The organism is Alteromonas genovensis (assembly GCF_010500895.1).
GTDB classification, from domain to species: domain Bacteria; phylum Pseudomonadota; class Gammaproteobacteria; order Enterobacterales; family Alteromonadaceae; genus Alteromonas; species Alteromonas genovensis.
The window spans coordinates 1-15,235 of sequence record NZ_JAAAWO010000011.1 but is presented as its reverse complement, the minus strand read 5'-3'; the positions used below and the strand labels follow the sequence as shown (position 1 = coordinate 15,235).

The window sequence follows — 15,235 nt, the reverse complement described above, 5'->3', positions numbered from 1 at the left end:
TATAAATCAAACTTAACCGATTAAGCTGCATGTATAGGCCTTTCACCACTTTATCACTGCTATGTGCCCTCACCAGTACATCTGTTGCTCAAAGCAATGATGGCTATAGTGCCGAAAACAGCGACGCGGAAGAGCGTGCAGTTGAAAAAATCACAGTAACTGCGTCGGGCTTCGAGCAACTGTTGTCTCAAGCACCAGCCTCTGTCAGTATTCTCGATCGCAAACAATTGGCACAGCGCGCTTATAAGGATATAACCGATGCCCTTCGGGACGTGCCGGGCGTTACGGTGACAGGTGGTGGCTACCGTCAAGATATTAGTATTCGAGGTTTACCCGCGCAATACACGACCATTTTAGTTGATGGTAAGCGTCAAACTGGGCGAGAATCGCAACCTAACGGCAGCGGTGGATTCGAACAAGATTGGCTGCCACCGCTTGATAGCATTGAGCGCATTGAGGTAGTACGAGGCCCAATGTCCACTCTTTATGGTTCAGATGCTATGGGTGGCGTCATTAATATTATAACGCGTAAAAATTACCGTAAGTGGAACGGTAATTTACGCCTTGAAACTCGTTTGCAAGAAAATTCAGACAGTGGTGCAGATAGCCAAGCACAAATGTCGCTCTCGGGCCCGCTGATTAACGACGTTCTCAGCATTAGCGTTAACGGTCTTTACCAAAAGCGGGAGGAAGACAATATTGAGCGAGGCTTTGCAGAAAAATCGTTAAGCAACGTTCGTAGTGCGGTGCATTGGACTCCAACGAACGACGATGTCATTTCTTTTGAATTAATTGCGCAAGACCAAAGCCGTATTGCTACGCCCGGGCTTTCGTTACCCGAAAGGAATAACCAAAGTGAGCTAGAAAGCAAGCGCCAATCTTATGCGATCACCCACGAGGGCCGCTATGAAAACCTCGTATCGCGAAGCTACATTCAACAAGAATCGGTAGAAAATGTAGGCCGCAATATCACCATCGATAACACGTTAGCTAACTCTCAGTGGTCTATTAGCCTTATCCCACATCATAACATTACCGCTGGTGTTGAATTTCAAAAAGAATCTCTTGATGATTTTGGTACCAACAGCGGCAGCGCAACAAATATCGAAAACAGTCAATGGTCTCTTTATTCAGAAGATGAGTGGCATCTCTCAGATGCATTAGCGCTAACCATGGGGTTACGGCTAGATAACAACGACGTATTTGACGTTCAACTTAGCCCACGACTTTACGCAGTTTATAATATTAACGACAGTTGGGTAGTAAAGGGCGGTGTGTCTACGGGCTATCGCACGCCAGAGCTTAGAGAAATGGCTGAAGGCTGGATCCAAGAAAGTCGTGGCGGTAACGTGTATGGCAACCCAGGGCTACAACCAGAAACAACGGTTAATAAAGAGTTGGCTATCTATTATTCCGGTGTTAACGACCTTGAATACAGCGTTACTGCTTTTCACAACGATTTTGAAGATAAGATAGCAATTGCAGCTTGTGAGCTAAATGCATGTATCGACTCCACCGATCGCTACAGCATTAATATAGATGAAGCCATGTCCTATGGCGTAGAGTTTGCTACACGCTGGTCTGTCGACAATTGGTCGCTAAACGCAGCTTACAGCTTTACCCGTTCAGAGCAAGAAACGGGCGTTAATGAAGGGCTTCCGTTAGTTCAGCAGCCTAAGCACTTATTTACGCTTAACACAACCTATCGACTAAACGGCAATAGCAGCGAAAGCGAGATTTGGACGCGCTGGACAGTGCGTGGAAAAGAGACGGCGCTTGCTTCTGTATCGTCGCGCTCAGTGTTATCGCCCGGTGTAGGCCTTTTCGATATTGGCTACAACACTCTACTCACCCGACATATTAAATTACAAACTGGCTTATACAACGTACTGGACAAAACCATGCGCTTCGAAGAGTTCGGGTATGTCGAAGACGGCCGTAGACTGTGGCTTGGCGTAAACTGGTCTTTTTAACGTATGGTATTAAATAAAGGAACGTGAGCAATGTTGGCTAAACACATCTTATCGAGCGCCATATTTATCACCCTGTTATCCATATTTTTAGCAAATAACGTAGCGAGTGCTTCTAATTCAGGTTTAGGCTTAGGAGTGAATGCAGGAGAGGCTGAGAACAAACAAGCACGCAATACTAAAAGCGGAAGCATAACACTAGCGCAAAACTCTGCAGCTAAAGGCTTGCGCCATGCTGACATTTTTCCGGGTTTTGCAAAGCTTTGTGATATTGAAACTCCTTTGCGCGATATGAGCGTAAAGCACTTAAAAAGCGCGCACAGCAACGTCAAACGACTCAAGCCCTCTCGCACAAATAGTTTTCGTAAAAAGCAAACCCTTGGCCCAATGCAGGTATTCAACAACCTCTATTTTGTCGGCGCTGGAAACGTGTCGAGCTGGGCCATTGATACTGGTGAATCTATTGTGCTTATCGATGCATTAAACAATGAAGTGCAAGCTCAGAAATACATCATTGATGGGCTAAAAGCGCTCGGTTTAGATAACAAACCGATATCCCACCTAATTATTACCCATGGGCATGGCGATCACTATGGTGGGCAATCACTCATTAGCCGCCTTTATCAGCTTCAAATTATCATGAGTAGTAAAGAATGGAAGTGGCTTGCCGCTGGCGCAGGTGGGTTTAGTAGCGCTAGATGGGGCCAAGCTCCAGTGTTTGAAAAGAATACAGCTAAAGACGAAAAACCTGGTGGGACTTTAGGCGTCAACGATGCTAGCACAATAAGAGTTGGTGATAACACATTCACATTTTATGTGACACCGGGCCACACCCCCGGCACCCTTTCAGTGATGTTTAACGTTATAAATAAGGGTAATACCCACAAGGCAATTTTGTGGGGAGGTACTGGCCTAAACTATGGAGCTGATGCATCTCGCATCAAGACCTATACCGAGTCAGCAGCCAGAATGCGTCAATTAGCATTAGCTGAGAATATTGACGTTTTTTTGTCAAACCATCCTAAAATGGATGGAAGCGACAAGAAGCTAGCTGCGCTTAAAAAAGGCGGCCCCAACCCTTTCATTGTGGGTAACGATACCGTTGAAGCGGCTTTTGATATGCTTTATCACTGCACAACTGCGCAATACATCAAAGCAAGCCATCCTTAGGGCCATTGAGCAAAGCATACTTCTACCTACCGTGCTTTTCTCTAACCTGCTTCCTTCTGAAGGGCTTTGCTAATCTCTTTGAGGATGTAGCCTTTCTATGAGTGCTACTGCGCTTTCGTACTGCTCACGCAGGCCCGCAGGCAATACTCGCCCGTATAACTTCATCACGCGCTCGCGTTTCAGGCTATCTTCCTGAGACTGCTGTGCAATACGCCTTTCTAACCCATCAAGAATTTGCTCGGCCCCTTTAGCATTGTTACAAGCCAACACCATATCGCAGCCTGCACTTAATGCCGCATCTGCCCGCTCGACATAGCCGCCGGCAACAGACGCTCCGTGCATAGACAAGTCATCAGAAAAAACAGCGCCACTAAAACCAACATCTTTCTTTAATATCTGCTTAAGCCAGCGGGAAGAAAAGCCGGCCGGCTCTGAGCACACTTGATTATAAATTACGTGGGCAGGCATAACGCCATCTAGCAACTCGCGCTCTATTAACCGTTCAAACACCACCATGTCGGTGTGTTTAATCTCGTCAAAATCTCGCTCATCAAGAGGTAATGCAATATGTGAGTCTGGAGCTACGCTGCCATGGCCGGGAAAATGCTTACCAATAGCAGGCATGTTTGCCGTTTTAAGCCCATCGATAAGAGACGCAGCTAGCCGCACTACGTCTTTGGCATTATCAGCAAAAGCGCGGTCACCTATTACTTGCGACACGCCGTTAATATCTAATACAGGGGCAAAGCTAAAGTCGATATCAAGTGTTTTAAGCTCTACTGCTAACGCAAGCCCGCACGCATGAGCAAGAGCAGCGCTTTCGCCTTCGCTTTTTGTATGACGCAAAATATCGCCCATTGCAGGAATGGCGGTAAACCCTTCACGAAAGCGCTGTACTCGCCCTCCTTCGTGGTCAACTGCGATAAGCAAAGGCTTATTCGCATACCGGCGAATATCTTTTATCAGTGCCGAAAGTTGAGGCTTATCATGGTAATTACGAGAAAATAAAATAACTCCGCCGACGACGGGATGCGCCAGCTTTTCTTTTTCTTCAGGCAGCAACTCTTCGGCCTGACAATCGAGCATTAATGGGCCCACAGCACATCCTTATTGTTATCAAGAATTGTGCGTTCAGTTAGTCTCATAAAACATCACTTCTCATTGTTGAGTTTGTTGGGGTAGGATAGAGAAAAAAAGGGAGTAATTCACGTGATAAATTGGATCAAGTGGCTTGTTGTTGGTGCTGTACTGTTGTTGTCGATTGCTGCAGCTGCTGTGTACACCACATTATATTTAAGTTTACCCAAATTAGACGGTAACAGCGCCACCTATCACGTAACCCAACCTACCCAGCTATCGAGAGACTCACTAGGTCATGCTGTTGTAAACGCTGAAAACCTATTTGATGCTGCTTACGCCCTAGGGTTTGCTCACGGTCAAGACCGCTTTTTTCAAATGGACTTACAGCGCAGAGCAGCCTCTGGCAATTTATCAGCTTGGGTAGGAAGTGCAGCATTAGACACAGATAAAAACGCCCGTTTTCACCAATTTGAGCAACGAGCGCAAACCGTTTTTGAAAACTTACCCAGTAAACAACAAGAGCTGCTTATTCGCTATGCTCATGGCGTCAATGAAGCCATTGATGAGTACACCACCCTTCCCTTCGAATACATTGCAGCCGGTATGGAGATAACGCAGTGGCGCCCTACCGACAGTATTTTGGTTATTTACAGCATGTATTTAGATTTGCAGGACGGGCAGGTAAAGTTAGATCTTGCAAGAACCGCCCTTAAAGATACCTTTGGGGATGACATTTATCGCTTTGTAACCCAGCAAAGTCATTTTCAGGCTGCCCTTGATGGTAGCGAACTGCCTTTATCCGACGCCCCTATTCCTGAATATCCTAGTCAGTTTAAAGCCGCAGACGAAAGTAAAAATGAAAGTGAAAATGCAGATACTCAAGCTTATAACAACCGTAGCATTAATGGCGTATTGCTTAATGATTTAGCTCGTTATACCGACCCTCGTTATAACCGCGCTCGTTACAGCCGCGCTCGTTATACCTATAGGGGCATCGAACTTCCTGACATAGGCAGTAATAACTATGCGGTGTCAGGAAATATTACGCCCACCGGAGCAGGACTGCTGGCAAACGATATGCATCTAAGCCTTCGTGTACCCGTTATTTGGTATCGCACTCAACTTAATTACAGTGACGCAGGGCAAGATGTTTCTATTACAGGCGTGTCGCTGCCAGGTTTACCCGGCATTGTTGTGGGTACCAATGGCAATATAGCCTGGGGCTTTACTAACGCTAACTTAGACAACGTAGATTGGGTGGCGCTGAATAGCGATACAGAAACTACTAAAGTGACAGAAACAATTCCCCTACCCTCAGGCGCTCATGAATACACCATGGAAGTCAGTGAATTTGGCCCCGTTAAAACGCTCAACGGAAAACGCTATGCTCTTAATTGGGTTGCCCACCACAAGTTTGCTGCCAACTTAGCTATTACAGATTTTGGTGGTGCTAAGTCTGTAGATGAGGCTATAGATATAGGAAAGCGAATTGCCAATCCTACGCAAAACTTGGTGATGGTTGATAGTGAGGGTAATACGGCGTGGATGCCGGGCGGCGCAGTGCTTCACAGAGAAAAGGCATCGTACACCGCGATATCTGAACAAGATATGCGAAACAATCCCCCTCGCCCGGCAACCATGCTGCCTTTGGTAAAAAACCCTGTTTCTAATAGACTATGGACAGCGAATGCTCGGGTTATTTCAGCGAAAGACGTATCGCGACTAGGCGATGGCGGCTATGCGCTTGGGGCAAGAGGCAGACAAATAAGAGACCGGCTGTTTGAAAAAGACACCTTCACCGAAACTGATTTTTACGCCATTCAGTTAGACAATCATGCTCAGTTCCTTATTCCTTGGCATAATTTACTCAGTGGCCTACTCACTATGCAAAACGTCGAGTTTAAGCCAGATCTGACCTACTTAAACACATGGGGAGCCTGTGCTTGCGACGACTCTGTGGGTTATACCCTGGTAAAGCACTTTCGTCGTGAAGTAGTACAAACCCTTTTTGGTGAAATTTTATCATCCCTTGATGAACAGGGCGTACAAAGCCGCACGCTTCTGCGTGGCATTGAGCCTGCTACGTGGCAACTCATACAAAGTCAGCCAAGCAGCTGGCTTCCCGAGGGAACCGATACTTTCGATGAGTTGTTGGTAGATGCCTACAGGCGAGCCAAGCATAAGCTTCTTGATAAATACTCACCTCTTGAGGCGAACATGGACATGCTTAACTGGGGAAGTGTCAACGCGTTAACAGTGAAGCACCCTTTCTCAGCACAAATACCGTTAATAGGTGATAAGTTAAACATGGCCCCAGTTCCAGGTTTTGGTGATACCTATATGCCAGCGGTACAGTCTACTGGGTTTGGTGCTTCAGAGCGTTTCTTTGTGAGTCCTGGGCATTTAGACAATGCTATTCTCACACTACCTGGCGGGCAGTCTGGCCATCCACTGTCAGAATTTTTCACATCAGGTTTTGATGACTATGCCACCCAGGCAGCAACACCTCTTTTGCCTGGCGATATTATTTATTCACGCACATTTTATAAGAAAGAAGAAGAATGACGCCGGCCATTACGCTGCTATCAAAAAAGCGAGTTAAGCACATAGTGCTAAAATACGAGCACGACTCAAACGCCTCATCTTATGGGTTAGAAGCCGTTGAAAAATTAGGCTTGCCCGCTGAAAGTGTGTTTAAAACACTGGTAGTAAGCTATGACAACAAGGAAAACAAAGAACATAAAGAGTTAGCTGTAGCCGTTGTGCCGGTTACCACCAAACTCAGCGAAAAGAAAATGGCAAAAGTGTTAGGCACAAAGAAAGTGACCATGGCCAGTGCCGATGCAGTAATCACGTCAACAGGGTATGTACTTGGTGGGGTTAGCCCGCTAGGACAAAAAAAACGACTTGCTACTGTTATTCACGAAAGTGCCCTACAACTCGAGCTCATTCATGTCAGTGCAGGCAAGCGTGGCTTAGAGGTCGCGCTAAGTGCAGCCGACCTGGCCGCACTCACCAATGCAAAATTTGCCGAGCTGTCAATATAAGCGCTCTGTATAAGCTATCACTGCAAGCGCTTTGTATAATCTATCTGTGAAAGCGCTCAGTTTGAGCTTTAGGTATGAATGCTTAAGAGCCTGTTTTACCGAGCCCTTACTACCTAGCGCTTACTGCCCAGCTCTTACTACCGAGAGTTTACAGGCACCGCACTGGCCTGTTGAAGCCACTGCTCTCTCGCCTCTTTTGTTACCGCATCACTGGGTGAGTCGTTACCCGCAATAGTAACAGCAATTTGCTGAATAATAGCATCTCGCTTTTCAAGCAGCGCATCAGCACGGGCAAATAAGTCCTGGGCTTCTGGGTATTTAGCCTTCAGGCCCTCTATGCTTTCTAATGCATAGTAATGAGTCTCAAATTCTTCGTTAAAGAGCTGGCGCTTAGCATTAAAAACCACGTAGTCTTTCGCTGCGCGAGAGCGCAAGTATTCAAGGTCGTCAGCCGCTAAGTTAGCCGCATCACCAACCTCAGAGGCTTGCTGAAGCCAGTATTGAATTTCTTCATCGTTGTTTTGTTTTACTGCCTGCTTTACGCCCTCTTGCAGGTCGCTTGCATGCAATATTTCCATTACGGTAATAACAGGTACGTTCGACGCTTCCTGGTCGCGGTTATCAGCATCAACAGATAAGAAAACAAACCATGCAGCTATGGCGATGAACACAATAGAAAGAACGACAAGTGCTTTTTTCACACTATCCTCCGGAAAAATAACATAAGAAATTCAGTGCGGGTGCACTGTAAAAAGAAGAAACACAAAAGAGCGAGGGTGCTCCCCGCTCTTTTCATGTTTTACGACGTTATAATTGCGGCAGAGTGCAAATTACTCGTCGACAGGTGCTGAGTTTTCAACTCGGCTTTTAAGTTTTTGACCAGGGCGGAATGTTACCACCCTGCGCGCTTTGATAGGAATATCTTCACCCGTTTTGGGGTTACGTCCAGGACGTTCATTCTTATCACGCAGGTCGAAATTGCCAAAACCTGACAGTTTTACTTGCTCACCAGATTCCAGAGCGCCTTTAATTTCTTCGAAAAAAAGCTCTACCAGATCTTTAGCATCACGCTTGTTAATGCCTAGTTTCTCGAATAGGTGTTCAGCCATCTCGGCTTTGGTCAATGCCATAGTTTACTCTCTTAACGCGGCCCCAAACTCAGATTCCAAACCTTTAACTACAGTATCGACAGCATGCTGAATCTCAGCTTCTTCTAAGGTTTTTTCTGGATCTTGTAAATGAAGTGACAATGCAAGGCTCTTGTACCCAGGTTCAATTCCCTTGCCTTTGTATTCATCAAACAAGTTTAGAGCAACTAGTTGATTTACGCCAATTTTTTCTATGTAAGAAAGAACATTTCCTACACGCACTTCATCTTTCACTGTAATAGCTATATCACGACGATTAGATGGAAAACGCGATATAGGTGCAGCAGAAGGTAGTTTACGTTCACTGATAGCGTCTACCGCTAATTCAAACACAAATACACGACCGTTTACGCCCAGCAATTTAGTAAATTGTGGGTGAACAGCACCAATATAGCCAACTTCTTCATCGCTAAGCAAAATTTTCGCAGTCATACCAGGATGCAACGCGCTGTGTTCGCCTGTGACAAATTGAAACTCACCCTGCTTACCGGTAAGTGCTAATAAAGCTTCCACATCTGCTTTTGCATCAAAGAAATCGACTGGGCTATCGCCTAAGTCCCAGTGTTCTTCGTTACGACGCCCTGCTACTACACCACCAATTACTTGCTGTTGCAATACACCATTTGGCGCATCTTGTTGAGGTATAAAGCGTAATCCGGTTTCAAACAGTCGAATTCGCTGTTGCTGACGCTTCTGATTGTACGCAGAAGCGCCCAACAAACCTGGCCATAAACTCACGCGCATTACTGACATATCTGACGAAATTGGGTGCGGTAACACCATGCCTTTTACATCAGGGAACAATGCGTTTTGTATTTTAGGGTCGACAAACGAATAGGTAATAGCTTCGTTATAGCCTCTGCTTAACAACAACGACTTCATTGTACCTAACGGCAGCTGCGCTTCTTGGGAAGGCAACATAGCAAGCGTTGCGGCAGGCGCAACATTAGGAATGTTGTTGTAGCCGTAAACGCGGGCAATCTCTTCAATCAAATCTTCTTCAATTGAAATATCAAAACGATAGCTAGGTGCAATGGCTTTCCAACCCTCAATGGTAGCGGTAACGTCTAAGCCTAAACGAGAAAGCATCTCGCTTACTTTTGCGTCATCAATACTAATACCAAGCACCCGAGTTAAGCGGTCACGACGAAGCGTAACCGTAGCTTGTTTAGGCAGTTTATCTTCTGAAACCGCTTCAATAACCGGGCCCGCTTCACCGCCACAAATTTCTAAAACAAGTGCGGTAGCGCGCTCCATTGCTTTACGCTGTAATTTTGGATCCACGCCACGCTCGTAACGATGTGATGCGTCGGTGTGCAAACCGTACTGACGGGCACGGCCCATAATCACATCGCGACTGAAAAACGCACTTTCAAGCAAAATGTCTTTCGTTTCAGTGGTAACACCTGAATGCAAGCCACCAAAAATACCCGCCATGGCTAGCGCTTTGTTATCATCTGCAATTACCAGCGTGTTCTCTTTAAGGGTTGCTTCTGTTTCGTCAAGCAAAGTAAGCTTTTCGCCCTCTCTCGCCATACGCACATTCACATTACCTTCAATACTAGCAAGGTTGAACGCGTGCATAGGTTGCCCTAGCTCAAGCAATACAAAGTTAGTGACATCAACAATGGGGTCTATACTTCTAATACCGCAGCGACGTAGCTTTTCAACAAGCCACAATGGTGATGTGGCAGTTACATCAACGCCTTTAACCACACGGCCTAAATACCGCGGGCATGCATCGTCTGCGCTAAGGGTTATAGCAAGCTTGTCATCAACAGTAGAGGTAACGTCTTCAACTACCGGCTCGCAAACGTCTAAGTTATTAAGCACGCCAACTTCACGTGCAATTCCGCGAATGCCTAGGCAGTCGGCACGGTTAGGCGTTAAATCTACCTCAATAGCGTTATCGTCTAACCCTAGATATTCACGAATATCTGTACCTACTGGCGCATCTTCAGGAAGCTCGATAATACCGTCGTGATCATCACTTATGCCTAGCTCAGAAAAACTGCACAGCATGCCGAAAGACGGCTCGCCGCGAAGCTTGGCTTTTTTAATCTTAAAGTTACCAGGCAGTACCGCGCCTACACAGGCTACCGCTACTTTTATGCCTTGGCGGCAATTAGGTGCGCCACAAACGATATCTAGCAGCTCATCGCCACCTACGTTAATTTTGGTCACGCGAAGCTTATCGGCATTAGGGTGCTGACCGCACTCAACCACTTCACCTACTAGTACGCCGGTGAACTCGCCTGCAACAGGCTCTACGCCGTCTACTTCTAGGCCAGCCATGCTCAACTGTTCAGACAGCTCATGTGCCGACAGCGACGGGTTAACCCACTCTCTTAACCAATTTTCACTGAATTTCATGTGTACTCTCTGCCTTAATTGAACTGCTTGAGGAAACGAAGATCGTTTTCAAAGAACGCGCGCAAGTCGTTAACGCCATAACGCAACATAGTTAAACGCTCTACGCCCATACCAAAGGCAAAACCTGTGTATTCTTCTGGGTCTATTCCAACCGACTTAAGTACATTCGGGTGCACCATGCCGCAGCCAAGTACTTCTAACCACTGACCATTTTTGCCCATTACGTCTACTTCTGCCGAAGGCTCTGTAAACGGGAAGTAAGACGGGCGGAAGCGCACTTCTAAAGACTCTTCAAAGAAGTGATGCAAGAAGTCATGCAAAATACCTTTAAGCTCGGTAAAGCTCACGTTTTTATCTACCATCAAACCTTCCACTTGGTGGAACATTGGCGTGTGGGTTTGGTCGTAATCGTTACGATACACGCGTCCGGGTGAGATAATACGTAGCGGCGGTTTTTCTGCTTCCATAGTACGAATTTGAACGCCAGAAGTTTGCGTACGAAGCATCATGTCTGGGTTAAAGTAAAACGTATCGTGATCGGCACGAGCCGGGTGATTGGCTGGAATATTTAGCGCATCGAAATTGTGGAAACCATCTTCAATTTCAGGGCCTGTTTTCACCGAAAAGCCTAACTCGCCGAAAAACGATTCTATGCGTGCAATGGTGCGGCTAACCGGGTGCAAGTTGCCAGGCTTTTCAGTACGCCCAGGAAGCGTTACGTCTACCGCTTCCTCACTAAGCTTTTTATTGAGCTCTTCAGTGCGTAAGTGTTCGCCTTTGGCAGAAATTGCCTGCTGAATAACCTGTTTCGCTTGGTTAATTTTTTGGCCTGCGGCAGGACGTTCTTCGTTAGACAACTTTCCTAAGCCTTTAAGTAAGTCGGTAAGTTTACCTTTCTTACCCATAAATTCGACCCTAACTTGGTCTAGTGTGGCTGCATCTTCGGCAGCGTCAATCTGGCTCTGCGCCTGATTGATAATAGCGTCAAGCTCCATGGTTTCCTCAATGTGCATGATGACTGCATGGCTCTCGCAATAAGTAGAATAAATCTGCGCGCGAAAGCTTGCTTGAAATAAAAACGATAGTTTACACGAGTGACAGACATTACCGCTACCCTATATAGCTGATATTGGCAGAATTCGATAGAAAGTTGGAATTTTTACACGCTGTAATGCGCACTACGTTGTTGAAAAAATGAGTGTTTTGTATGTTTTTCCATCGAACGAATTAGGATTGGCACAAACAGCTTGAACATTTGTTCATACTCGTAAATCATGAAAGCATAAATAGGAATAAACATATTAAATAAATATTTACAGGGATCGTGATATGCAGTTAAGAAAGCCTCTTCCATCAAATCGTTCGTTCGAGCAAGTATCAAATCACTACAAAGTTGAGAAAAAGCTGGCTACGCAGTTAAAAGAAGCTGATAGAACATCACGAAAAGATATTTATAGTTCTATGTATGACGAGCTATTCAGTAAAGTACCTGATCACCCTCGCCTTACCAAAAGAAATGACAAGTCAGAAAGCCTAAAAAAAGTTGGCCATAGAATGGCGTTTATCAAACGCTTTCTAAAGCGCGAACAATTATTCGTCGAGTTCGCATGCGGTGATGGTAGACTTCTTAAAGAGGCAGCAAAATACTGTAAGCAAGCAATTGGTGTAGATATATCAGATCAGAGGGACAAAAACGAAGCTTTTCCACAGAATACTTCTGTAGTGGTTTATGACGGATATGACTTATCGCAAATAAGCGACGAAAGTATAGATTTCGTTTTTAGCGATCAACTTATTGAACATTTACATGATGAAGATGTTGAGCATCACTTTGCAATAGTCAAACAAACCTTGAAAAAAGGCGGGGCCTACGCATTTAGAACACCCCATGCTTACTGTGGCCCTCACGACGTATCTCAGTATTTTTCAAATACTCCAGAGTGCTTTCATCTAAAAGAGTGGACCTTCAAAGATGTGAAAGGCGTTGAAAAAATAGGTTTTAAGAAAGTGAAATACTATTGGAGCGCAAAAAACATTCATATACGAATGCCCCGTCTATATTTTTCTATTGTTGAAGCAATTTTTGAAAAGAGTAAATCGTATAAACTTCGTAAGGTTGCTCAGCTTTTTTTGCCTTCTGTTACTTGTGTTCTTATTAAGTAGACTGAAGTTACTAATTTCATATTTGGGTATTTGCGAAATTTACTTTGGCCGGTTCTCTCTAACGCTTTTTCTTCTATTTAGTTACGGTGAAAAGTGCGACAGCTTAGTCTAAAGCTAGGCTTTTCTTTACATGCCTTGGGTTTAGTTGTTAAAAGGTTACTAAAAAATCTTAAGAAAATTGCGCACATAAATTTTTGGTTACCCTCATAACTCCATTCACTGATAAACTGTGCGACCATTCTCTAGATTCGAGATATAGTGAATTAACCATTAAGAAGGTCTGGACTAACTCGCTCAAACAGATGTTCGTTAAAACGTCGTATTTCATACACTATAAATTCATAGGTTAAATCAGAGCAGATTATCACCAAAAAAGTGCAAAGCGCTTTGTTTACTCAATCTAGAGCCGCTCTTGGCAACAAAGAGACACAGACGACAAGTGGCCTAGAACCCGAAGTTTAAAAAACCGCAAAGTTGGCTGTTAGTTTGCATTATTTAATTTCTATGAGCAGTCAATTTTTTATTTTAAAGTCTTGCAGTCTCGACTAGTGATGATTTATGTAACACATAAAGTCAGCTAGATTTGGGATGAGTTTGACTTTTAAAGCCCTCAATAAAGAAGTAAATATAAATGAAGTTCAGGGAAGATATTAATGCGCTACGAGCAATAGCCGTAGTTTCTGTCGTTTTGTTTCACTTTAATCATGAATGGCTTCCCGGCGGCTTCGCTGGTGTAGACGTTTTCTTTGTTATATCTGGCTTTTTGATGACAATGATTATTGTTAAAGGCTTAGAAAAAGAGTCTTTCTCAATTTTATCGTTCTACAAAGCACGTGTTCGTCGAATAATCCCCCCATTAGCTGTTCTCTGCTTTGTTTTAATGCTCTTAGGGCTATTTTTGTTATCGCCAATAGACTATTTAAACCTTGGAAAACACTCTGCCGCTAGTTTAACGTTTCTATCCAATGTAGTTTATTGGACGGAATCGAATTACTTTAATCCTTCTTCAAATGAAAAGTGGCTTCTACATACATGGAGCCTTTCTGTTGAATGGCAATTTTATCTTATTTATCCAGTTGTATTAGTTTTACTAAGAAAATTTCTTACGCTACACCAGTTAAAAGCTGTCATTGCGATTAGCACTGTTTTAGCGCTCCTTCTTTCAATTTTAGTGACGATGAAATCAAGTAGTGCGGCGTATTTCTTGTTGCCGACAAGAGCATGGCAAATGCTAGTTGGTGGATTAGTCTTCCTATACCCACTTAACCTCAAAGCGAACACCAAGAGCCCTTTACAACTAATCGGTTTACTCCTAATAGTAACCTCGTTTTTTATTTTCACTCCCGCTACTCCATGGCCAGGTTATGCCTCAACATTGCCAATCATTGGTACTTGTTTGGTGCTTATCACTCACAACAATGAATCATTTGTTGTTAACAACAAACTCACCCATGCTCTCGGAAAATGGTCTTACTCTATTTATCTTTGGCATTGGCCAATAGTTGTCGCTGGATATTATTTTGAACTAGGTGCTTATTGGTGGGCAGTTGGTTTGCCACTTTCCATCGTGCTCGGTGCCGTGAGCTTTAACTATATTGAATCTAAATCCCTAAAAGATTATCGACTAGATAAGATAAAAGTAATTTTACGACCGATACCATTCGCTGTTATGTCATCCCTTTTAGGCCTTACCATTTTTCATTCAAACGGACTTTTATCTCGTTTACCGCAAAAGGAGCAGTTGTTAGTCTTGTCTGCAATAGAAGCTAAAGACGACTGGTTTTACCCTGAGCCCAACATAGAAATTGAAGGTCTAGAAATAAGGTTTATCAAGGGTAAGTCAAATAAGAATATATTAGTAATGGGCGCAAGTCATATTGAGCAAATCTACCCTTATGTCTCTAGCCTTGATAATGAATATAATATCTATTTTCTAACGCAAAGCGGATGTTTTGTCACACCATCTATGAAGAATCCTAAGTGGGGATGTGGTGATCTGCAAAACTACCAAAAATTACTCAATAAAATTAAGTTTGAGAAAGTGCTCACATCGTTTTACAGTTTTAACTCTTACTTACCCATTTCAAGTTCTAAAAGACAAACCGAAAAACTTATCAGGATCAAAGAGTATGATGATTTTTTGTTTAACTTGAAGAGCCCGAATTCAGATAATAAGTGCACCACTCTTGGTTAAATGGTGAGAAGAGATCAACTGCCTGTTGGTGGTACTCTGTAATCGCCAAAAAACAAGAGTAGTTACCATGAGTTACAAGCAGTTGATCGA

The 15,235-nt window shown here is 44.2% G+C and carries 11 protein-coding genes; 6 read left to right on the top strand and 5 right to left on the bottom strand.

Annotated features, from left to right (window positions below; genetic code table 11):
* Window positions 1-29 precede the first annotated feature (29 nt).
* Window positions 30-1,973, top strand: a complete 1,944-nt coding sequence (locus tag GTQ48_RS13680) for a TonB-dependent receptor domain-containing protein (protein ID WP_163107176.1) — start codon at window positions 30-32, stop codon at window positions 1,971-1,973.
* A gap of 30 nt (window positions 1,974-2,003) precedes the next feature.
* Window positions 2,004-3,140 carry an MBL fold metallo-hydrolase gene (locus tag GTQ48_RS13675; RefSeq protein WP_163107175.1) on the top strand — a complete coding sequence of 379 codons (1,137 nt, stop codon included), beginning with the start codon at window positions 2,004-2,006 and terminating at the stop codon, window positions 3,138-3,140.
* A 69-nt stretch (window positions 3,141-3,209) separates the two neighbouring features.
* Here GTQ48_RS13675 and nagZ read toward each other — a convergent pair whose 3' ends face one another.
* Complete coding sequence (gene nagZ / locus GTQ48_RS13670; RefSeq protein WP_163107287.1) at window positions 3,210-4,226, bottom strand: beta-N-acetylhexosaminidase; 1,017 nt, start codon at window positions 4,224-4,226, stop codon at window positions 3,210-3,212.
* Between the two features lie 123 nt (window positions 4,227-4,349).
* Between nagZ and GTQ48_RS13665 the strand changes: the two genes are divergently transcribed.
* Entirely contained in the window at window positions 4,350-6,785 is a 2,436-nt protein-coding gene (locus GTQ48_RS13665; protein WP_163107174.1) for a penicillin acylase family protein, read from the top strand.
* Entirely contained in the window at window positions 6,782-7,267 is a 486-nt protein-coding gene (gene ybaK / locus GTQ48_RS13660) for a Cys-tRNA(Pro) deacylase (RefSeq protein ID WP_163107173.1), read from the top strand. Before GTQ48_RS13665 ends, ybaK begins: the two co-directional genes overlap by 4 nt.
* A 137-nt stretch (window positions 7,268-7,404) precedes the next feature.
* On the opposite strand, the gene GTQ48_RS13655 is transcribed toward ybaK, so the two are convergent.
* The 4 genes from GTQ48_RS13655 to pheS form a co-directional block, all read right to left on the bottom strand.
* The gene (locus GTQ48_RS13655) at window positions 7,405-7,968 is read right to left on the bottom strand and encodes a hypothetical protein (protein WP_163107172.1); all 564 of its coding nucleotides are present in this window, start codon (window positions 7,966-7,968) and stop codon (window positions 7,405-7,407) included.
* A 129-nt stretch (window positions 7,969-8,097) separates the two neighbouring features.
* Window positions 8,098-8,397, bottom strand: coding sequence for an integration host factor subunit alpha (ihfA, locus tag GTQ48_RS13650; protein WP_032095099.1), 300 nt, complete (start codon window positions 8,395-8,397; stop codon window positions 8,098-8,100).
* 3 nt (window positions 8,398-8,400) lie between these two features.
* A complete protein-coding gene (gene pheT, locus GTQ48_RS13645; RefSeq protein WP_163107171.1) occupies window positions 8,401-10,788 on the bottom strand; it encodes a phenylalanine--tRNA ligase subunit beta in 2,388 nt (795 codons plus the stop codon).
* 14 nt (window positions 10,789-10,802) lie between these two features.
* Window positions 10,803-11,783, bottom strand: coding sequence for a phenylalanine--tRNA ligase subunit alpha (gene pheS, locus GTQ48_RS13640; protein ID WP_032095097.1), 981 nt, complete (start codon window positions 11,781-11,783; stop codon window positions 10,803-10,805).
* 334 nt (window positions 11,784-12,117) lie between these two features.
* On the opposite strand from pheS, the gene GTQ48_RS13635 reads away from it, so the two are divergent.
* Window positions 12,118-12,951, top strand: coding sequence for a class I SAM-dependent methyltransferase (locus GTQ48_RS13635; RefSeq protein WP_163107170.1), 834 nt, complete (start codon window positions 12,118-12,120; stop codon window positions 12,949-12,951).
* Window positions 12,952-13,582: 631 nt separating this feature from the next.
* Window positions 13,583-15,145: an acyltransferase family protein gene (locus GTQ48_RS13630; RefSeq protein ID WP_163107169.1), complete on the top strand. Its 1,563-nt coding sequence runs from the start codon at window positions 13,583-13,585 to the stop codon at window positions 15,143-15,145.
* Window positions 15,146-15,235 lie beyond the last annotated feature (90 nt).